Source organism: Microcoleus sp. Pol11C3, assembly GCF_036701485.1.
In the GTDB taxonomy this organism is placed as follows: Bacteria; Cyanobacteriota; Cyanobacteriia; order Cyanobacteriales; family Microcoleaceae; genus Microcoleus.
On the sequence record NZ_JAUBQW010000001.1, the window covers coordinates 153,819 to 175,432 of the forward strand.

General features: G+C 44.8%; 16 protein-coding genes and 1 tRNA gene. 6 read left to right on the forward strand and 11 right to left on the reverse strand.

Going from position 1 to position 21,614, the window contains the following annotated elements:
* Window positions 1-457: 457 nt before the first annotated feature.
* From QUA40_RS00685 to QUA40_RS00705, 5 genes are all read right to left on the reverse strand, one after another.
* The gene (locus QUA40_RS00685) at window positions 458-676 is read right to left on the reverse strand and encodes a hypothetical protein (protein WP_333120952.1); all 219 of its coding nucleotides are present in this window, start codon (window positions 674-676) and stop codon (window positions 458-460) included.
* Between the two features lie 198 nt (window positions 677-874).
* Window positions 875-956, reverse strand: a tRNA-Leu gene (locus QUA40_RS00690).
* Complete coding sequence (locus QUA40_RS00695) at window positions 935-1,804, reverse strand: M48 family metallopeptidase (RefSeq protein ID WP_333120954.1); 870 nt, start codon at window positions 1,802-1,804, stop codon at window positions 935-937. Before QUA40_RS00695 ends, QUA40_RS00690 begins: the two co-directional genes overlap by 22 nt.
* A 94-nt stretch (window positions 1,805-1,898) precedes the next feature.
* Entirely contained in the window at window positions 1,899-3,317 is a 1,419-nt protein-coding gene (murA, locus tag QUA40_RS00700; protein WP_333120956.1) for a UDP-N-acetylglucosamine 1-carboxyvinyltransferase, read from the reverse strand.
* A 155-nt stretch (window positions 3,318-3,472) separates the two neighbouring features.
* Window positions 3,473-3,691 (reverse strand): hypothetical protein, encoded by a 219-nt coding sequence (locus QUA40_RS00705; RefSeq protein ID WP_333120958.1) that lies wholly within the window; start codon window positions 3,689-3,691, stop codon window positions 3,473-3,475.
* Here QUA40_RS00705 and smc point away from each other — a divergent pair.
* The 5 genes from smc (at window position 3,683) to QUA40_RS00730 (ending at window position 14,160) form a co-directional block, all read left to right on the forward strand.
* Entirely contained in the window at window positions 3,683-7,525 is a 3,843-nt protein-coding gene (smc, locus tag QUA40_RS00710) for a chromosome segregation protein SMC (protein WP_333120960.1), read from the forward strand. The genes QUA40_RS00705 and smc overlap by 9 nt on opposite strands.
* 68 nt (window positions 7,526-7,593) lie before the next feature.
* Entirely contained in the window at window positions 7,594-8,616 is a 1,023-nt protein-coding gene (locus QUA40_RS00715) for a PRC-barrel domain-containing protein (protein WP_333120962.1), read from the forward strand.
* Window positions 8,617-9,018: 402 nt separating this feature from the next.
* Window positions 9,019-10,050 (forward strand): SGNH/GDSL hydrolase family protein, encoded by a 1,032-nt coding sequence (locus tag QUA40_RS00720; RefSeq protein WP_333120964.1) that lies wholly within the window; start codon window positions 9,019-9,021, stop codon window positions 10,048-10,050.
* An 81-nt stretch (window positions 10,051-10,131) separates the two neighbouring features.
* Entirely contained in the window at window positions 10,132-12,315 is a 2,184-nt protein-coding gene (locus QUA40_RS00725) for a hypothetical protein (RefSeq protein WP_333120965.1), read from the forward strand.
* Window positions 12,316-12,327: 12 nt separating this feature from the next.
* On the forward strand, window positions 12,328-14,160 hold the full coding sequence (locus tag QUA40_RS00730; RefSeq protein ID WP_333120966.1) for a DUF6798 domain-containing protein: 1,833 nt from the start codon (window positions 12,328-12,330) through the stop codon (window positions 14,158-14,160).
* Window positions 14,161-14,296: 136 nt separating this feature from the next.
* On the opposite strand, the gene QUA40_RS00735 is transcribed toward QUA40_RS00730, so the two are convergent.
* The 4 genes from QUA40_RS00735 to rfbC all read right to left on the reverse strand — a co-directional run bounded on the left by QUA40_RS00735 (window position 14,297) and on the right by rfbC (window position 18,736).
* Window positions 14,297-15,271, reverse strand: a complete 975-nt coding sequence (locus tag QUA40_RS00735; RefSeq protein WP_333120967.1) for a glycosyltransferase family 2 protein — start codon at window positions 15,269-15,271, stop codon at window positions 14,297-14,299.
* Between the two features lie 92 nt (window positions 15,272-15,363).
* Window positions 15,364-17,109, reverse strand: coding sequence for a hypothetical protein (locus QUA40_RS00740; RefSeq protein WP_333120969.1), 1,746 nt, complete (start codon window positions 17,107-17,109; stop codon window positions 15,364-15,366).
* A 206-nt stretch (window positions 17,110-17,315) separates the two neighbouring features.
* Window positions 17,316-18,188, reverse strand: a complete 873-nt coding sequence (gene rfbD, locus QUA40_RS00745) for a dTDP-4-dehydrorhamnose reductase (protein ID WP_333120971.1) — start codon at window positions 18,186-18,188, stop codon at window positions 17,316-17,318.
* Window positions 18,189-18,190: 2 nt separating this feature from the next.
* Window positions 18,191-18,736: a dTDP-4-dehydrorhamnose 3,5-epimerase gene (rfbC, locus tag QUA40_RS00750; RefSeq protein WP_333120973.1), complete on the reverse strand. Its 546-nt coding sequence runs from the start codon at window positions 18,734-18,736 to the stop codon at window positions 18,191-18,193.
* Window positions 18,737-18,785: 49 nt separating this feature from the next.
* Here rfbC and QUA40_RS00755 point away from each other — a divergent pair, with 49 nt between their 5' ends.
* A complete protein-coding gene (locus QUA40_RS00755; protein WP_333120974.1) occupies window positions 18,786-19,466 on the forward strand; it encodes a methyltransferase domain-containing protein in 681 nt (226 codons plus the stop codon).
* 133 nt (window positions 19,467-19,599) lie between these two features.
* Here QUA40_RS00755 and QUA40_RS00760 read toward each other — a convergent pair whose 3' ends face one another.
* Both QUA40_RS00760 and QUA40_RS00765 read right to left on the reverse strand, forming a co-directional pair.
* Window positions 19,600-19,749, reverse strand: coding sequence for a hypothetical protein (locus QUA40_RS00760; protein WP_333120976.1), 150 nt, complete (start codon window positions 19,747-19,749; stop codon window positions 19,600-19,602).
* A gap of 547 nt (window positions 19,750-20,296) precedes the next feature.
* Complete coding sequence (locus tag QUA40_RS00765; RefSeq protein ID WP_445301115.1) at window positions 20,297-21,532, reverse strand: metal ABC transporter substrate-binding protein; 1,236 nt, start codon at window positions 21,530-21,532, stop codon at window positions 20,297-20,299.
* Window positions 21,533-21,614 lie beyond the last annotated feature (82 nt).

A 21,614-nucleotide genomic window follows, 5' to 3' on the forward strand; every position in this document is an offset into this window, starting at 1 on the left:
CGTCTGAGCTTGTTTGAGCATATCTCCGAGTTGAGTGGTGCTGAGATCGTCGTAGGCTCGCGCCTGCGCCAAAAACTCGTCTACATTCAGTTTTTGGTAATCACTTAATGTGATATATGCTATTAGACTTGTTTTGCAAACCTGTTAAGAAATCCTAATCGAGGTTGCTGATGACGGTATTTCCCTTAGTGCTGATAAACTCAGCATCTGGTAGAATCGGGCGAAAGTTTAACAGCTCCGGGAATGACTATTAGTCTATCTAAAGGGGTAGATAATTTTTTTTTTCGTAATAAAGCGTAACATCTTTCTGTATCCGCTCAATAATCCGGAGTAAATCGCTCAACGATGCACCTCAAATGACGCAAAATCGTTCCTGAGTGGGTAGTCCGCCCCGAATTATTGAGCGGATACATCTTTGTCATCTTTCAGTGGTGCGAAGTCAGCAGCAACGAGCATTTTATCGAGCTCGTACTCGCTCCATGCCATAGAGTCGTGAATCAACAAAGGCAATATCATGCACTTCTGTAATGATCTCACCGATGAATGTTGCTTTACCTGTGGCTAAATCAAGAGTATACAGTTTACTTAACTGATTCCAGACACAATCTTGGATATAAACTGTGCCTGGAACGATAGCTAAATCCAAAGAAGGTATATTGCTTGCCTCCTTACTCATCTTTTTCTGTTTTTATTACATAAAAAGCAGACGATAGTGCGGTTGGTCATGAGTTATTTCAACTGAAGTTCGGAAAATACTCGGCTACCAACCACAGCCACCAGCAAGGGGGATATCAAGTGATGAGATATGCACTTGGAGCTACTGGGCTACCTAGCACACAGTTATTTATTAAGACATCACTAGCTTTTCTAGTAGTGGGCGGGGAGAGAATCGAACTCTCATACCTTTCGGTGTCAGATTTTGAGTCTGATGCGTCTACCAATTTCGCCACCCGCCCTTTTGGGTTTCACCATCATAACACACCGATCGATTTCCTGCAAGCAAAGATTCATAATCTTTTGAACTTGCCCAGCGATCGATCTCTCTGGCGCGCAATACTGGTACAGGATGGGACAACTGAGCCGTCTGAGCTTGTTTGAGCATTTCTCCCAGTTGAGTGCTGCTGAGGTCGTCGTAGACCCGCGCCTGCGCCAAAAACGCATCTACATTGAGTTTCGGAGCTAAAGTCGGCGAACCTCCGGCCAGTTTCATCAACAAAGATGCTACCACTCTTGGGTCTTGAGTGGCGAGCAAGGCGGCGCGATCGCACGTAAATTCGGCACACCGCAACCATTCCAACATTTGCGCCTGCAAACCCTGCGCGAGCACGGTTCCCACAGGCGAAATTTGACCGGCGGCCAACACAATTAAATTAGCCAGAGTCAGGTAAACTCCGTGCTCGCACTTCAAATGCCCCAACTCGTGAGCGATTACTGCCTTAACTTCCTCGTCTGTGAGCAAATCAATCAGAGAAGTGTGCATCACCACAAAAGGCTGTTTTCCCCGCATCGCAAAGGTGTAAGCATTCGGCATCGGATGCTGGCGGACATAAAGCTGTGGCGGTTCCAAATCCAGAGTTTTGCAGGCATCCAACAGCAATTGATGCAGGTGGGGCAATTGATTTTCGCCGACTTGGACGCTGGAGGCTAGATTTTCGAGCATGAAAAACTGTTCGCCAAGTTGTCCCAGCAACTGCCGCACGATCAAATCCAGGCCGGGCAGTTGTTTGAGAGTGCTGGTGGCTTCCAAGTCTAGCGGGTGGCGAAACTGGTCTGCTTTCAAACCGATGAGGGGTATGTTCGACATTGTAGTGATTATTCATTAGTCAACAGTTAACAGTCAACGGTCAACCGTCAACAGTTAACCGTCAACAGTCAACAGTCAACGGTCAACTGACTACTTAACAGTTTAAACCCGATCGCACGGGATTGACAGGAGCCTCAGCAGTCGCCGGGTCTGTACCCTCTTTGACGCGCCGCAACTTAGCTCCCAATTTTTGCAGTTTCACCTCTAACTGCTCGTAGCCGCGGTCTAAGTGCTGCAAGCTGCTGATTGTTGTGACACCATCGGCTGCAAGTCCCGCTAGCACTAACGCCGCCGAAGCCCGCAAATCTGTTGCCACTACTGGCGCACCAGACAGCAGCGACACTCCGCGCACAATCGCTACATTGCCTTTAAGGCGAATGTCGGCGCCCATGCGGTTGAGTTCTGCTACGTGGCGCAAGCGATTCTCAAACACGGTTTCTTTGATCAAGCTGTCTCCTTGGCTCAGCGTCAGCAAAGCCATAAACTGAGCTTGCATATCTGTGGGGAAACCGGGGTAAGGCAGAGTTTCGATGTCTGTCGCCGAGTGAGTTTGGCCGGGAACTATCCGCAAAATGTCGGGGGATTCTGCAATAATTTTCGCCCCAATTGTCTGCAATTTGGCAATGACTGCGGTCAGGTGGTCGGGAATTACGGGCGACAAAGTGATTTCGGAGTGAGTGATGGCTCCTGCTACTAAGAATGTTCCGGCTTCAATGCGATCGGGAATAATAGAATAGTCTACCGCGTGCAGCTTGGGAACTCCCGAAATGACGATCGTATTCGTGCCCGCGCCTTGAATTTTTGCTCCCATTGCGCGGCAGAAATTCGCCAAATCTGCGACTTCGGGCTCTTGAGCCGCATTTTCAATCACGGTTTCTCCTTCAGCCAGAGTCGCCGCCATCATCAAGGTTTCAGTTGCGCCGACGCTGGGGTAGTCCAAATAAATTTTGGCTCCTTTGAGGCGGCGGTTCGGCCCTTTGACGTAAGCGTGAACCGTGCCGTGGTCGATGTGGACTTCGGCACCGAGGGCTTGCAAACCGCGAACGTGGAGTTCAACGGGTCGGGCACCGATGGCGCACCCACCGGGCAAGGGCACTTTGGCAAATCCCAAACGCGCTACCAGCGGCCCGATGATGAAGAAGCTCGCCCGCAGTTGGCTGACTAATTCGTAGGGGGCTTGAGCGTCTATGAGGTTGCTGGCGTTGATGTCTAAAACGTCCCCGTTCTGCTGTAATTTGACTCCTACAGCCGAGAGAATTTGCCCCATGCGGGCTACATCGACTAGACCGGGAACGTTGCGGAGACGGCAATCCTCTGGGCATAGCAGGGTTCCTGCCATGACTACTAAGGCCGAGTTTTTGGCACCGCTGATTTTGACGTGTCCTTTCAGGGGTTCGCGACCCCAAATTTGTAATACTTGTTGGTCGCTTTCAGGTGAAGCTGGCAGGTTAGATGAGTTCTGAGCTGGTGTAATGGGTTTGCCCTCCATAATGCGCTTCGTTACTTTATACATTATTAATTTTGGTTCGATTTTACCGGAAAGTTTTTATATGTCTAGGGGTAACATTAGCAATTCCGGGAATTATATTTGCCAGCACTCATACAGTGCAAGGCTTTCAGGTTTAATGGCACAAATAAAGTCGCTCAAGTCTCATGGAGTTATTTGTATCAAAATTTACGTTCATTTGTAGCGATCGCTCGGCTCACAGATGTTGTACCTTTGTCAACGAACTTTTTAAGTAAAAGCCGGCTGGGTTGTTGACAAAGTTGTAAGATATCGGTTCGATCGACAATGCCGGAAAGTTCACACATTGTCGATCGCCCCATTGCCTGTGCTACCCTGTGACAACAACCTAGAGCCAAAGCTACTCCTAGCACATGGTTCACATTAAACGGATCGAACTGACTAACTTTAAATCTTTTGGCGGCACGACGGCCATTCCCGTGCTGCCCGGTTTTACTGTGGTTTCCGGGCCCAACGGTTCTGGGAAGTCCAACATCCTCGACGCTTTGCTGTTTTGTCTCGGACTTTCGAGTTCTAAGGGAATGCGGGCTGAACGTTTACCGGATTTGGTGAACAGCGCCCAAAACAAACGCGGTACGATCGAAGCTAGTGTGACTGCGACTTTTGCACTGGAAGATGTGGGGGAGGAATGGTTCGCCCAGGATGAAGATGAGGATGAAATCTCAGAAACTCAAGAGAGTAACGAACAACTATCTGCTGCTAATCCACAATCGGCTGAGTTATCTGTGGAAGCAGAAGATATAGAAGCAATCGAAATTACAGAAACTGAAAACAACAACGGACAATCATCCAATCGAAAATCCAAAATCCAAAATCCAAAATCGGATGAGTTATCTGTTGAAGACGTAGAAGAGATTGAAATCGCAGCAACTCAAGACAACAACGGACAACTACTCGCTACTAATAAAAAATCCAAAATCCAAAATCTAAAATCGGATGAGTGGAGTGTGACGCGGAAACTTCGAGTCACTCGCCAAGGTACTTACACTTCAACTTATTACATTAACGGCCAACCTTGCACGCTGACTCAACTTCACGAACAACTCAACCGCTTGCGAATTTATCCCGAAGGCTATAACGTCGTGCTGCAAGGAGACGTTACGAGCATTATTTCAATGAATTCTAAGGAACGCAGAGAAATCATTGACGAATTAGCTGGGGTGGCTCAGTTCGATCGCAAAATCACCTTAGCTAGGCAGAAGTTAGATGAAGTTAAGGAGGTGGAAGAACGCAGCCGGATTGTGGAAAAAGAGCTGATTTCTCAGCGCGATAGACTGGCTTCCGATCGCACAAAAGCGGAAAAATATCAAAAGCTGCGGGCGGAATTTCAAGAAAAGTCGCAGTGGGAAATTGTGCTGAAATTCCGCCAGTTGCAAAAGCAAGAATGGAAACTGCGCGAACAAATCGAAGCGGGCGATCGCACTTCTGCATCTCTCACCGAACAACTGCAAACAATTAGCACCCAAATTCAAGAAGCAACCGCCGAACTTGATGCGCTGAATGCCCGCGTTAAAGCTTTGGGAGAGTCGGAATTGTTGGCTTTGCAAGCCACGATTGCGACTCAGGAAGCGGAACGGCGACAACTGCAAAACCGCAAACAGGATTTGGAAAAAACTGCTGGGCAAATGGCGGCTAATATAGCACAAACCGAGCAAGAAGTTCGGCAATTCCGGCAAAGTTTGGAGCAAATTGAGATTGAAATATCTTATGTTAAGTCTCAAACAGGAAGTTTGCAGGAACAGCGGGATGCAGCCCAGCAAAGTTTAGATGAAAGTCGGGAAGTTGCAAATGCGATCGCCTCTACGGCAGAAGTTTGGGTACAGCAGCAAACGGAACTGCACCGCCAAATCGAAACAATTCAACAAACTTTAGAACCACAGCGTACAGAACAAGCTACCATTGGCGAAAGAGCCGATCGCCTGGAAAGCCAAATTCAAGAACAAAACCAATCGCTGCAAGTATTGGAACAGGAAATTGCAGCGAAAAAAGAGCAGCAATCTCGCCTTGTGGAAACCAAAGGCGTTGCATCTTTGCAAGTAGAATCGCTGAATCAGATTTTAGTCGAAGCCGAACAAGAATTGCAACTGCAACAGGAAACTCAAACTCGTTTGTTGGAAGAACAGCGGGAAAGACAGCGCAAATTAGACAAACTAGAAGTGCAGTTTCAAGCACTGCAAGAAGCGACGGGAACGTTTACTGCAAAAATTGTCGCGCAAAGCGGAATTGGCGGAGTTTGTGGCTTGGTGGCTCAACTCGGCAGGGTGGAACCGCGCTATCAGTTGGCGCTGGAAATAGCGGCGGGCGGGCGCATGGGAAATATGGTGGTGGAAGATGACAGCGTGGCTGCTGCTGCGATCGAATTGTTGAAACAAAAACGGGCGGGAAGGATGACGTTTTTGCCTTTGAATAAGATTAGGGGCGGCAGGTATTCGGTGAATGAAAATTTGCGCCGCGCGGCTGGATTTGTGGATGCGGCTGTGAATTTAATTGATTGCGATTCTCGGTATCAGGAAATTTTTGCTTACGTTTTTGGCAATACGGTTGTGTTTAGTAACCTCAGCGACGCCCGCCGCTATTTGGGACAGTACCGGATTGTCACTTTGGACGGGGAAATTTTGGAAACTAGCGGGGCGATGACTGGGGGAAGTTCTACTAATAGATCTACCTTACATTTTGGCACGGTTGAGGCTAGTGAGGCTGCTATTGAAGCGCGGACGATCGCCTCTTTGCAAGAAAGGTTGGAGGAAATTGAGCGGATTTTGGAACGGTGCAAAATTGCGATCGATCGCGCTTCTGTTGCTGTCAAAACTCGCAGCCAAGAATTGATGGAAGCGAAACAGAATTTGCGCGAAAATCAGTTGCGTTTGGAACAGTTGGATTCAGAAAGTAAGAATTTGCAAGCGCAACAGGAACAAGTGCGATCGCAAATTGCGAAAAATACACAGGAATTAACTAATTCGCGATCGAGATTGCAGTTGCTGGAACGAGAATTGCCCGCACAGGAAACTCAATTGCAGCAATACCGCCAAACTTTGGCGCAGTTGGAAGAGTCGAACAGTCACAGCGAATGGCAGCAAATGCAATCGAGTTTGCGAGCTCTAGAAGCGCAACTGCAAGAGCGAGAATTGGCTCTGAGAAACGTCCAGCAGCGCCTTGTAGACTTGGAAAATCAATTCGGACGTTTGGAAGACAAAATTAAGGAAGGCAGCGAGAAATTGCAGGAATGGCAAGTGCAGCAAAATGCGGGGGCGGATGCACTCGATCACATTGTTTCGCAGCAGTTAGAACTCGATGAACAAATTGCTGCTGCTAAGGCGGCTTTGGGGGAAATTGAGGAAAAATTGGGCGTGCAGAAGGGAGAGCGTGATCGGGCGGAATCTCAACTGCGAGAACAGCATTTAGCCAAACAACAGTTACAATGGCAGTTGCAAAAACTCCACGAAACCCAGCAAGAACGCCGGGAACAATTAGCCGCAATCCGTACTCTATTGGAAACGCAGCGGGCGGAAATGCCCGACCCCGTGCCGTCGATTCCTGAAAATGTCGAGAAAGCCAATTTGACGGAATTGCAGCAAGAAGTAAAGGCGATCGCCAAACGCATTCAAGCTTTAGAACCAGTCAATATGCTAGCCTTGGAAGAGTACAACCGCACTCAAGAACGCCTTCAAGAATTGAGTCAAAAATTGACGACATTGGAAGGAGAACGCACTGAACTGCTGTTGAGAATCGAAAATTTTACCACACTCAGGCGGCGTGCTTTTAAAGAAGCTTTCGACGCGGTTAACGAGAACTTCCAGACTATCTTTGCGGAACTTTCCGAAGGCGATGGCTATCTCCAGCTAGATGACCAGGAAGACCCCTTCAGCAGTGGCTTGAATTTGGTGGCTCACCCGAAGGGCAAACCCGTACAGCGGCTGGCTTCCATGTCTGGAGGCGAAAAGTCGTTGACGGCGCTGAGTTTTATTTTTGCGCTGCAACGCTACCGCCCGTCTACGTTCTACGCTTTTGATGAAGTGGATATGTTTCTGGATGGGGCAAATGTTGAGCGATTGGCTAGAATGATAAAGCGACAGTCTGAACAAGCCCAGTTTATTGTTGTGAGTTTGCGGCGACCTATGATTCAATCGGCTGAGCGTACAATTGGGGTTACTCAAGCGCGGGGAGCTTATACTCAAGTCATAGGACTGAAGTTGTAGTCCCGGAGTCTCTGTTAACGATCGTGTTGAGTGATATATGTACTTAATAAATCAGGATTAAACTTACAATGACATCCGAACAAATCTGCCAACGCTCCGACATTCTAGGCACTCAGGTCATCACCCGCGACAGAGGTAAACGCTTGGGGGTGGTTAGTCAATTGTGGGTGGACATCGATCGGCGGGAAGTTGTGGCGATCGGTCTGCGAGATAATATATTTGCGGTCGCTGGAATGCCGAGGTTTATGTTTCTCAGCAATGTTAGTGAAATCGGCGACGTGCTGTTGGTGGAAGATGAGAGCGCGATCGAAGATGATGTTGATGTTGAAGTCTACAGCATTTTGATTAACAGCGAAGTTATTACCGAAACCGGCGAACTTTTAGGTAGGGTGCGGGGCTTTAGGTTCGACCCCGAAGACGGTAAGTTAGTTTCTATAATTATCGCTTCCTTGGGAATCCCCCAAATCCCCGACCAAGTTCTCAGTACCTACGAGCTAGGGATTGAGGAAATTGTCAGCAGCGGCCCGAATCGCTTGATTGTGTTTGAAGGTTCCGAGGAAAGGCTCAGGCAGCTTAGTGTGGGTTTGCTAGAGCGCGTCGGTTTGGGCCAAGCACCTTGGGAACGAGAAGAGGACGAGCAAGGTTATTATCCGAAACCCGTGGCTACAGGAAATCAATTGGGCCCGGGCGTGCGGATACCTGCACCGGAAATGCGGAGCCGGGTAGCCGCGCCTGCGGTGGAGGAAGTTCCTTGGGACGAGGATTCGCAGTGGAAACGACCGCCGGTGCGACAACAGCAGCAGCAGATGCGCGCGGTGCAGCCTGAGCCGATAGACGATTACGAGGATTACGAAGAGGATAATTGGGGTGGCGAGGAGGACGATTACGAGGAGGAGTACGAGGTGAAGCCGCAGTACACTCGCTCTGAGAGTTTTCGCCCGAAGGAGCCGGTGGTGGAGTACGAGTACGAGGATGATGTGGAGGCGGATGCTTGGGCTGACGATGAGGCGCCGAAGCCTTACCAGGCTCCTCGGGTGAATATCCCTGAGAAAACTAAGACTCCTGAGTACGAGGAGGAGGCTGGTTATTAGAAATTAATCAATTAGCTCAAACCAATATTTTGCACTCTTCTTAAGAACGGGCAAGAAGCCCGTTCCACAATCAAGTTTATTTTTTGTGGAACGGGCTTCTTTCTAGCCCGTTGCGGATGTCAAGAATAGGCTTTCCGGCTTGTTCCACAATAAAATTGATCTCTTCTTGTGGAACAGGCCGGAAAGCCTGTTCCTAAACAAGTAATTGAGAATGGTGCAGGATCTCAGTTTAAACCAATATTTTGTAGGCAGGGGTTTTACGAATAATATTTAATTCTGGCAAACAATCGAATGGGGTAGATTGGGGGATGCAGTAAAGGCGCTAAATCTAATTAAATTAGATCCCTGAACTAGATAATACTCGCATGGAAGTTTACTATACTTTGGCTGACATTTCATATTATGTTAAGGATCGAAAAAGATTTTGCTAAAAATGTTGCTTTCAGATTAATAACATATCTAATTTTTCCAATTTTTTTATCCACCACCACGGCTGAAATTGTCTTGCGAGTTGCGGGATACAAACCCTGGCAAATAGAAAATGTTGATGTTGCGGTCGAACCCAAAGGTAACTTTTTCACCAAAGACTCGGAGCTCGGCTACAAGCATTTGCCTGGTAAATTCAAGGTGATACTTAACGGTAATTACTCATTTAATGCAACTCATCTCACTAATAGTTTAAGAATAACACATCCCCTCAATACTTACAATCAATCCTCAAAAAAGCCAGAAATTTGGATATTTGGCTGTTCTTTTACCTACGGTTGGTCATTGAATGACAGCGAAACTTATCCTTGGTTGCTGCAAGAGAAATTACCCAAATATGAAATAGTGAATTTCGGCGTTAACGGCTACGGCACGCTGCACTCGTTGATTCAATTCAAAGAAGCGCTCAAACAAGGAAATAAACCCAAAGTTGCGGTGATTGCTTATGCGGGATTTCATGACCGCCGCAATACTTTGTTAAGGGCGAGAAGAAAGCAAATGGCTGCTTGGAATAAACTGGGTATTTTATTCCAGCCCGATGCTAGGCTGAATGGAGAAAATAATTTTACCTACAGCATGGCTAAACTTGAATATCGCGAGTTCCCCCTGATGCGGGTTTCTGCATTAAGCCATTTTTTGGAGGTTAATTACAATCAATTTGAAGAGGGATTGTACAAAAGTCACGAGGTTTCTAAGGCAATTATTGAAGAGTTTAACCGTGTGGCTGAGGCTAATGGTGTTAAGTTAGTTGTGGCGGGAATTAATACAGGTTCTGCTAAGATGTTGGAGGAGTTAAGTCAGGAGGGAATTGCTACGGCGGATATTTCGGTTGATTTGAAAATACCTGCCAATAATAATTTACCTCATGACCTTCATCCAAGTGCGATCGCGAATCGGCAATATGCAGAAAAGCTGGAGTTTTTTTTGCAACGTGCTGTTTTAAAGTAAGTTAACGAACCGCGAAGGCGCGAAGGGCGCGAAGGAAGAGATAAAGAGGAAGTTGAGGAGTTATTTAGGGTTGCTAGACTGATGGGATTATTTGATTGGGTTTCTTTTAAATTGCCTCGCAAGTTTCTGATTGATGGGTTTTTATTGTTGTTAGTTGTTCTCGTCACAGTGGCAGTAACATCAATCTATGTATCCAGCGAACATACTTTCTATTGGTGGGATTACGCGGGATACAATACCGCTACAGTCAACACGGCAAATTTATTTCGAGACTCGCCAGATAAAGCATGGCGGGGAGTTATAGAATCGCTATCTAAGGAAAAAAACCTGTTAATTTCTCTGCCGTTAGTGCCGTTTATTCTCTTATTTGGCGAGTCTCGGTTGAGTTATATTCTCAGCGTATCCCTGATTTATGTAGTGCCGTTGCGCCTGTTGCTGGGGGCAATTTCGGCAAAGCTAATTCCAGTTTATCCCCGCCGGGTATTTTGGTCAACTGTGCTGCTGAGTTTATTAATTCCGATGAGTTGGATACCGACTCTGCGGGGATATTTGGATACTGGCGGCTGTGTGTTTGTAGCCTTGGCAATTTGGCTTTATTTGCAGGATGTTAAGCTAAAATCTTGGTGGAAAATCCCGTTAATTGGGTTTTTTCTGGCGGGGGCGATTCTGTTGCGGCGCCATTTTGCTTATAGTGCGATCGCATTTTTTGGTGCCGCGACTTTACAGGCTTTCATCGAGTTTATTGTACTAATATACCGTAGGGAAACGGCATTGTCGTCTCCAAAAGACAAGGACGTTGCAGTGCCGTTTGCCTACAGATGCTTGTTTGAATCCTGTGTAAAATTGGGTTTGATAGCTGTAACTAGCTTGACTATTTTAATGTTGGTAGCGGGAGATTTTACTCGCAGTGCTCTGACGGTTGACTACCGCAATTTGTATGTCGCTTGGAGTTTGCCTGTAAATGATATTTTAACTCGTTATGCGGATTTTTACGGTTTGGGAACTTGGCTGCTGGTACTGATTGGTTTTTCTGCGGGAATTCTCACCCGAACCCTGGTACCGGCGGCGGCTATTTTTGTTTCGTTGTTTGGGGTTTTGTCGCTGATTGAATGGCTGTTAGTTTTGCGTTACGGCTACTTGCACTATACAATTCATCTTACACCGATCGCACTTTTAGGACTATCCACATTTTTCTGGACAACTTGGCTGACACTCAAGAGAAAAGTCCGGTATTTCATGCTGGGCGCGGCGGGTTTGTACCTGGTTTTGAATGCCGCAGTCGGGTTAATTCCTCTCAAAATTGATTTGTCAAGACTGTTTATGGCTAATTTTCCGCCGTTAGTGCGATCGGACTACGGCGAAGTTGTAAAATTAGTAGAGTTTCTGCGAAAATTAGCACCCAACGAAGAACCGATTTATATTGTCGGTGCTTCTAACAATTTCAATGCTAACATCCTCAGACAAGCCAACCGAAAATTAAACCCGCCGGAGGGCTGGTGGAAATTAAATACAATCGGGAGGCCGCAAATTGACTCACGCGATACTTACCCGCTACCGGAGTTGTTGCAGGCACAATATGCGGTGGTTGCTGTACCTTTTCAGCAGGTGTTACCGACGGACGAACAAGTTTTGCGATCGCACGAACAAGATGTTGTTAAAGTTGTGTACGATGCCTTTACTCAAAACTGGGAAATTGCCCGCGATTTCCAATTGCTACCGGAACAGTTTAAGCTAGAAAACGGCGTGACTGTCAGCGTTTACCGGAGGGTGCGGCCGACTGATACAGCAACGGCAGTTAGGACTATGGAGGCGATGCAGCGGCAAATAGGCGATCGACCTGGCACGCAGTTAGATTGGATTAGTTTGCATCAATCAATCTACACAAGTGCCAATTATTCAGTCAGTCAAGAATCGGATAACCTATATAATATTGTAACTCATCCAATTAACAACAGCAAGAAACTCGATACATCTTTCCTGTATTTAGGTGCCATCTCAGACAAAGCAAAAGTTACCGGCAAACTCAATTTACCTAACAAACAATGTCCGGGAATTGCCCTGCGCTTGACTTTGTGGGACAAGCAAGGTAAATTAGTAGACTCAGCAGAGATGGCTTATAGTCAAAAAAGTGCGATCATCGGCTTAAATCTATTAGTTGAGGGCAAAAATCCCATGTATCTGCTGCTTGAGGTATTGAGTAGCAGCAAACAGGATTTAACAAAGCAATGCCAACTGGAGATTAACAATTTGGCTGTGCGTAGGTAAGTGGAAGCATCCATGCAGAAACATCAAAAATCCAACTGGTATTTTAATCTATCTCTCTATACTTTTGTAATCATCGGTTCCCTGATGGCTACAGGCTATATTTTCCCCATTGGAGGCAATTTCCCCGAAGTGCCACCCATTCAATTTATGTTAAATCCTGAACTATACAAAAATGACTATTACGTTCAGGAAATGGTTAAGTTTAATCCCAGATATTACTATTATTATATTATTTATTTGCTCGCAAACTTAGGAACAAGCATTCCCCTAGCGCATTTTATTTATCAATTCCTATCCTTCGGTTCATTTATCCTAGCTTGCTACGCAATTATCAATATCTATACTAATTCCAAACTGCCTGCCGCAGCGATGGCTTTTTTATGTATAGCCGCTTCATTTACAGATGTTGGTAACACCCTAATATTTTCCACTAAATCAGTACCCAGTACCTTCGCTATGGCCTTCGCAGTCTGGGGAATTTACTTTAGTTTGCGCCAAAAATGGCTGATCGGATATTTCTGTTTTGGACTGGGTTGTTTGCTGCAATTTTTAGTTGGTTTGTTGCCCGGATTGATGATGCTTCCTGTTTTATTTATTGAATCTGTAAGACAGCGGAAGTTTAAAACATTGATTTTGGCGATCGCACTTTTAGCAGCAATGGCAAGTATCGTTTACGTACCGATGTTATTAACAGGTACTACCAGCACTCACACTATCGACAACGCCCAGTTTGTCTACATTCACGCCAAAGTCCGCAACCCCCACCACATCCTCCCGTCAAATTGGGATTTGGGGAATTGGTTGAACTTTATATGTTTCATAATGGGTGGCTTGCTGTGCATCAAAAATGCCGAATTATTGCGAAAAGAAGACAAGGTTAATTTTTATGTAATTGTTGGCACATCAATTTTTGCACTGTTTCTAAATTACATATTTGTAGAAGTTTATCCTTTGGCTTTTATCGCCAAACTACAGTTAGCTAGAACCGTACCTTTTGCTCAATTAATCATATTTATTGCTGTTTGTTTGACAATTGATCTACTTTACAGAGAAAAACAAATAGCTATTAGCTTGTTGCTGTTAGTTGTACTAACTTTGCCTTTTAGGGGTATCATTTTCCTAGGCTTATCAGTTTGGCAAACAAAAAAATACGTATTTCCCAAACGATATAATATATTGTTGTGGATTTTAGCAGTAGGAACGGTAATTTTCAGCTTGATATATCCGGTGACTGATTCATGGGAAATAATGGGCGATCACCTAATTAGCATTCCCATCCTTTTCTCAATCCTCGCTTTCCCATTCATTTTAGAAAAAACCTCCCTAACTACATCTATAAAACAGACTCTAACTCACACATTAGCCTTAATAACTACCGCCACCTTAGTTTTTGGAATAGCAGGAATTCTGCCCAAACCTATATTAAATGTATTTCAAACAAGAGTTAATATCAATGCGGTTCCCAGAGACGACTTAAGCAAATTAGCTGTGCGATTTTCGCAAAGTAGTAGCCGCGATTCACTCGTATTAATTCCCCCCTCAGTTACCAGCTTCCAGTTTTTCTCCGAAAGAGCGATTGTCGTAAACTTCAAGAACTTTCCCTTTACCGAAAAAGGCATCCAAGAATGGCAAACTCGCATGGAAGCTGTTTTAGGAATTCCCTTAAACCCGCAAATGATTTGGGGAGGAAATGACTTCTTCATCCGACGCAGCAGTGCGGATTTAGTCAAAGTAGCCCGAAACTATCATGCCGATTATATCCTGACTCGCAGCGATTGGCATCCAAATATTGACGGAGAAATAGTAGATCAAGAAGGCAAATGGATACTGTTTAAAATTAGATAATAGGTAATTGGTAAAACTTGTTAAATCCAAATATGACTTTTATCTTAGTCTGCGGATGCAGACTTTGCTTGTATAGAAGCAATTTCAAGATCCGATTTATCTGCGTTAATCAGCATTAATCAGCCTTAATCTGCGGTTAAATATCAAAACCCGAATCATCAATAATTTCGCTAATTTGCTTGTCCACATAATCAGCATCCACATTCCGCGCCATCAATTCAGCTAAAATCCCCAAAGAAATCAACTGCACCGACAGAATTGTACACAAAATCCCAAAAAATAACAAAGGTCGATTCCCGATAGGGCCAAAATTCATCCCCGCCAAATTCAGAAACCAAATAACTATCAAATAACTCAGCGAAACCGTTCCCACCAAGCCAAAACACAATCCCAAACCCCCAAACAAATGACCCGGTTTGTGCAAATACTGCGTCGTGGCTAACACCGTCAACAAATCAATAAAACCCCGTGCATAGCGTTCCCAACCGTAATTCGATTTACCATGTTTTCGCGGATGGTGTTCCACAACTACTTCGCCAATTTTAAATCCTAAATTGTTTGCTAAAGCCGGAATGTAGCGGTGTAATTCCCCGTACAATTTAATCGACTGTAAAACTTCCCTACGATAAGCTTTAAAACCGCAATTCATATCGTGCATTTGCACCCCAGTCAGCAAACACGCAACGGCATTAAACAGCTTGGAAGGTAAAGTTTTAGAAAGCGGGTCGTTCCGCTGTTTTCGCCAACCAGAAACTAAATCAAATCCCGATTCTAAATGATGTAAAAACTTGGGAATTTCAGCGGGGTCATCCTGAAGGTCAGCATCGAGAGTAAAGATAATTATCCCTGCTGCATTGCGAAATCCTGCTGAAAGTGCGGCGGATTTGCCAAAGTTGCGGCGCATTTTAATGGCTTTAATTAGTGTGGGATGTAGGCTGGCTAAATCGGCGATTTCTTGCCACGAATAATCGCGGCTACCGTCATCTATGAAAATGACTTCGTAACTGTCAATTTCTGTTTGAAACATGACAAGTTGGATTTTTTCAAACAGTAATTTGAGGGTGGCTTCTTCGTTGTGAACTGGGATTACGAAGCTGAGGTGTTTTGGCATAGGGCTATTCTATTTCATTAGTGTTGTAAATGAGATTTTTTTATTAACCGCAGAGGGCGCAGAGGGCGCAGAGGAGGAGAAAGAGAGGTTTTTTAGTTTTTATTGATAACTTGGGAGTTCCGCAAAGCTATCCAACCTTCGCGGTTTTTAAATGAGGCATAAGCTGTCAATAATTTATCTGTTGGGTATGTTTGAATGTATCCTCTCCAAGCGGCGAATTCGTAGGAATAGCCAAACAGTTTAACTAAATCAGGGCGCGGAAATCCTGACATGGCGAAACCTCGAACGACATTTTCTTGGTTGAGAATAGCAATACATTTTACATTGTTTTCGGGGTCTCCTACCCAGCCAATTACTCTCGCTGCTGTTGGTGCAAGTTTGGTGGCTGTATCAAAAAATCCGGGTACTCCGTCTTTGGGCGCTGACAGTAAATTTGGGTCGATTTTTGTGTCTAATGCTGCACAGAAATTGTGTTTTTTGATGTCTCGGTTAAATGGCACTAAATTGTTAGTTTTTAAGGCGTCGATTAATCCGATAAAAGCGGCTGGTTTGTTGCCTACGCGGTCTTTAATGAGCGTTACGTCGGTGATGCCTAATTGGAGTGATAATGCTACTAAGGGTTGATAGGTTGCTCTGCGGGCGATCGCCATTGCAGTTTCGCCTCCCACCCCGTACATTAAAATAATCGCGACTGTGGCGACTGCAAACAGCGGTGTCAGCCAACGCCCTTGAATTCTTGGTGTTGGCTGCCACTCGCGCACCCACAATACTGTCAGCACAATTGTGCTCATCCAAAACAAAGCTGGGAGTGTCGCATAGCGGGAAGCAGTAGCCTGTTCGACGCCAAATCCCGATCGACTAACCGCAGCCATTAACGCCGTTTGCAGCGCGTAAAGTTGGATTGATAGCCAAGGCAGCCAATCCGGGCTATCGACCTTTTTTACAAATAGCCAATAACTCACAAAACCCGTCGCTGCAATCAAACCAATTATACCAATAATTGAAGCAACAATAATATTTTCGCTAAATATTCCGCCGAGATAAGTGGGAATATATTCGAGAGCTTTGAGCGGGTTAATCTTAGTTAAAGAAGGGTGATAAGATGGAGTTTTATAAGTTAAAAAATAAATGCCTATCACTGCAATCGAAGCAATGAAATACAAATAAGTTATTCGCCGAGGAAACCGCAGCACAACAGCAGCAGCACACAATATCGGCCACAAAGCTAAAGCAGTGCTGTAACTAATACAGCCTAAAACGCCAAAAACAATGCTGCCAATTACCCAACCATTCCGTAGGGGCGGTGCCCCCGTGCCCGCCCCCGGTGTACCAAAAAAAGTCACATAAGATTGCAAACAAAATATCGAACAAATCACAAATAAATTAGCAATTATCCAGTGAACGCCGCTGAATCCCCGCATCCAATTGTGAGCCGCCGCCGGAGTAAAATTAAAAATAGAAATGCAAAGGAGTAGCGAGATAAATAGCAGGGGAAAACGCCTCAATTTTAACGGCAGCAGAGCAATTAATACGTGACACTGAATCCAAGCCAAGAACCAGGTCACTAAACATAAACCAATATTTGAACCTTGGGTGACAACTATATTCAAGCCATAAATAATTGCCGGAATCAAGACAAAATGCTCGTTCGCCCGAAATATCCAATTAAAAGGATTTGTAGAGAAACCGTCTACTGAATAAAAATTCCACGTCATCCACCAATAATCAAAATTAGACAAGTCTCCCGCTTGGGATATCAGGTACAAAATATATGACGCTGGTATTAGAATGCCGAAAACTGATGCGGCAATTAAAATATATGGTTGCTTGACTTTCATGGATTCCGACATGGGGAGATTTTTAATTGGTAAGGGCGGGTTTAGGCGAGAAACTTTGCATATAACAGGTAACTCATCAACAAAACCCGCCCTCGCGTTTTGAGTTTTCCTGTTGAACCAGAAACCCGGTTTCTTCCTGTCTGTCTAGTCGTCAAACCAAAGATGGCGCGCTGAAACCGGGTTTCTTTCTATCGGTAAGTCTTATTTCATTTCACTTCTCTTGCCAGCATTTGTCTGAGCCCTTGCCGCCAGTGGGGAGGATGCGTGCCTAGAAGTGCTGATATTTTTACCGTAGAGAGGACAGAAAAAGCGGGACGTTTTGCGGGTGTCGGATATTCGGAGGTGGTGATGGGAATTACGCGCTGAACTTTTAGGGGAAGGTCGAGTTTTGCTGCTTCCTCAAAAATGGCGATCGCAAAATCGTACCAACTACAAACGCCACTGTTAGTGTACTGGTAAGTCCCAAAAGTTTCTGGTTCAAGCAGAGGAATAATTTGCGAAATTGCCTCCGCTAAATCCCCAGTCCAAGTAGGACTTCCGATCTGATCGGCTACTACTCGAATTTCTTCCCTTTCCTTTCCCAACCTCAGCATGGTTTTGACAAAATTACCTTTGCCGCCGTTGCCGTAAACCCACGCGGTTCTAATAATAATATGTCGGTTTCCCGCTTTCCGAATTGCTTCCTCGCCTGCTAATTTCGACTTGCCGTAAGTTCCCAGCGGGTTTGTAGAATCTGTTTCCTGATAAGCAGAACCGTGGCTGCCGTCAAATACATAATCAGTAGAAAAGTGAATCAAACTTGCTCCCAGTTTTTCGCATTCTTCTGCGAGAATTCCGGGTGCAATACCGTTGACTGCGTTTGCTAATTCCGGTTCGCTTTCCGCTTTGTCTACCGCAGTATAAGCACCCGCATTGACGACTAAATTCGGTTGAACTTCAGCCATTGCCTGACGGATGCTTTCCGGTTGAGATAAATCGAGGCGAGTGCGATCGAACGCAATTACCTCTCCCCAAGATAATAAAATCGGCTGCAATTCTTGAGCTAGCTGTCCGCTGCCACCTGCGAGTAAAATTTTCATTGTTAAAAAACTTCAGCTTTTTTTAAGGTTTGTCCCGCTTGGTCTTTAGCTGATAAGATTGGTTGGGCACCATCTAGCGGCCAGTCGATCGCCAAATCGGGGTCATTCCACAGGATACACCGCTCGTGTGCCGGTGCATAATAATCTGTCGTTTTGTACAAAACTTCAGCCGTCTCCGAAACTACTAAAAAACCGTGAGCAAATCCCGCCGGCACCCAAAATTGCCGCTTATTTTCTGCACTCACCAAACACCCCACCCACTTTCCGAAAGTCGGCGAACTTTGTCTAATATCCACCGCTACATCAAATATTTCGCCAGCAACTACCCGCAGCAATTTTCCTTGAGGCTGCTGCATTTGGTAGTGCAAACCGCGCAACACATTTTTAGAGGATTTGGAATGATTGTCTTGAACAAATGCTGCCGTCACACCTGTTTTTTCGACAAAAGCTCGGTGATTGAAACTCTCAAAAAAGAAACCGCGATCGTCTCCGAAAATTTTAGGCTCAATTATCAAAACTTCGGGAATTTCGGTAGATATAACATTCATAGTTAGCAGTGAAAGTGATAAACTCATACTCAGTCTATGCTATTTTACTATGAAAGCTGACGCATATCTCAAAAAATTGTACGGCAATCGATTTGATTCCCGACAGATACAAGCTAAGATTGCACTCTGGAAAGTTTTAATTGACGATTTTTTGCAAAATTATGTTCCTCCCGAATCCGCGATTTTAGATATTGGCGGCGGTTACTGCGAGTTTATTAATCAAATTAGGGCTGAGAAAAAATGTTTAATTGACCTCAATCCCGATTCAAAGTTATTTGCTAATGCTGAGGTGAAGGTGCTTAATATTGATCTGTTAAATTTGGAGGATTACACCTCTTTTACCGAAGAGTTCGATCGCATTTTTATCTCAAATTTTTTTGAACACCTCCGCAACAAAGAGGAACTTTTAGAAATTATATCGTTTTGCTTTGATACTCTCAAGCCTAACGGTTCTCTGCTGGTCATTCAGCCTAATTTTAAATATTCCTATAAGGAATACTACGATTTTATCGACCATCAATTACCGATAACGCATTTATCGCTACAAGAGCTTTTACAAACTGTCGGGTTTGAAATTGACCTGATTGTACCGAGATTTTTACCATTTTCGACGAAAGGCAGACCGGCTTCGCCCTTGCTGTTAAAAGTTTATTTAAAATTGCCTTTTTTGTGGCAAATTTTGGGAGGGCAAATGTTTGTTAAAGCATCGAAGAATAGGAATTTATCCTAAATCAGGGCAAGAAACCTATAAAACTAGGCGGTTGAAACCTATCCTAGACAAACTTTCGTCACAGCAGAGGGGGACTAAAGAATAAAGTACGATCGCACTTTGTAAATGGCACTTTTAAGTGTTATCATAAAATTTACCAAGTAGCCAGCATTTCTGACTTTGCCACATTAGCCAGTATAAGACCTGTAGTTTTTCGCGTGCTTACTGCGGTCATAGCCCGTTCCAGTCGATACTCTAGTTCCTCAACCTTTTCCTGGATTTGTACCTTAAGTTTGTTAGCCATATTGGCTCTCCTCTACTTTTACCCTGTATTTAGTGTACCTTCATAGTGAATTGGTATAACAATGGTGAATTTATCTCAACATATACTCACCACTGATGAAAAGCGTTCAATAAGATGTGTTTCCCCTGCCCTTCGGGGTCTTTCAATTCTTGTTGTAATGAAGCCACTACTTTAACTAAAAATTTTTTGGGTATGCCAAAAAAGTGCCAATTTTTTAACAAATTTTTTATGCCACCCTCTTTATATTGAGAGAGGCAGCGATGAATTCTGGTTTCACTTTTGCCCAAAATTCCCGCTGGTTCTCGGACTGTTCCACTTGTTTTGACTGAAATAAATAAAGCATTTGAACTTTATATGCTAAAACTTTGTGTTATTGCATGATCTCTAGCCATACTTCTACAGATTCGGTAATCCTTATATGAGGATGGCCAGACATTTTAATTTTCTCCTTTACTTTTCATGTAAGTCTACCATAACTTAAAAAAAATGGTATTAGCTGTCACCCTATCCGTACAGAAAGTAAAACTCTTCCGGGGCACCCTACTTGCTACTTGCTAACTTCAAACGGCGTGTATTTCCCCCCCAAAGCTTCGACGATGGCGCGAGTATTAGCCGACATCATTTTCACATAAGAATCGCCCTCGCTTCCGGCAGCCCCGATCGAATCCGAATAAAGTTGCTGCGCCGCCAATTTCACCCCCGCTTCCTCCGCCACTGTTCTAATCAGTTGCGGGTTAATTGTAGTCTCCGCAAAAATAGCAGGAACTCCCGCAGATTTCACCGATTCTACTAACTTTTGCACCGTTTGAGCACTTGGCTGTTCCTCCGTACTAATCCCGATCAAACTGCCAGCACTTCCCAATCCGTAGGCGCGGCTGTAATATTGAAAAGCATCGTGAGTTGTTACTAATTGGCGCTTATTTTCGGGGATAGTTTTAATCTCTTGTGCAATCCAACTATCCAAGCGTTTTAACTCTTCAGTAAGTTTCACAGCATTCTGCGTAAACTTCTGCTTGTCTTCCGGCGATAGATCGATCAGCGCATCCCGAATTGCTTCTACCATTTGAATTACATTTTCCACATTTCCCCAAACGTGGGGATCGGGTACGGTATTGCCTTGTTTATTCATTAGCAAAGGCTTGACAACTTCCCCCACTGCTAATTTCCGCGCTTTAATTCCGGCGGCATTCATCATCCTAATTAATCCCGGTTCCAAGTTGTAACCGTTATACAAAATTAAGTTAGCTTTTTCTAAAGCTTGAGAATCTTTTGGCACGGGTTCGTAAACGTGAGGATCGGTTCCCGGCTGCAAAATTCCTGTTAGCTGAATTTCGCCGCCCGCTACTCGATCGGTCAAATCCTCAATAATTGTGCTGGTAGCAACTACCTTGGGTTTAGCATCTGCCTCTGGAGAGAGGCGATCGCCCTGGGTTTGAGCGCAACTAAATAAACCCACAGTCAAAATGCCGCAGGCAATAGTTCTAATCCAAAATACCTTGGACTTGTTCAATCCAGGGCGGGAGGTTTCAATCCCCGACTCACCGCTAAACTCTCCTTTATAGGATTGCTTCACAATTGCCGTCGGTTTTAATTCACATCTTGCACTCTTCTCCACCAGAGGCAAGATGCCTGTTTCACAATTATTCAATATTCTTGTGGGGTGGGTCAATAGCCCGCCCCGATCGCGATCGTTGAGAATGGTGGAAGATATAAGTTTTAACCTACTTGACATTTTCGCCACAAAACCTATGGTTTGAGGGGTTTCGAGCTTGCACTGTCGCATTATGTACCTCTCCTGCGTTCCAGATTATTCCTATTTACCGATGATTTCATATTCTTTTCATTTTTACAGTAAACTTAATAAA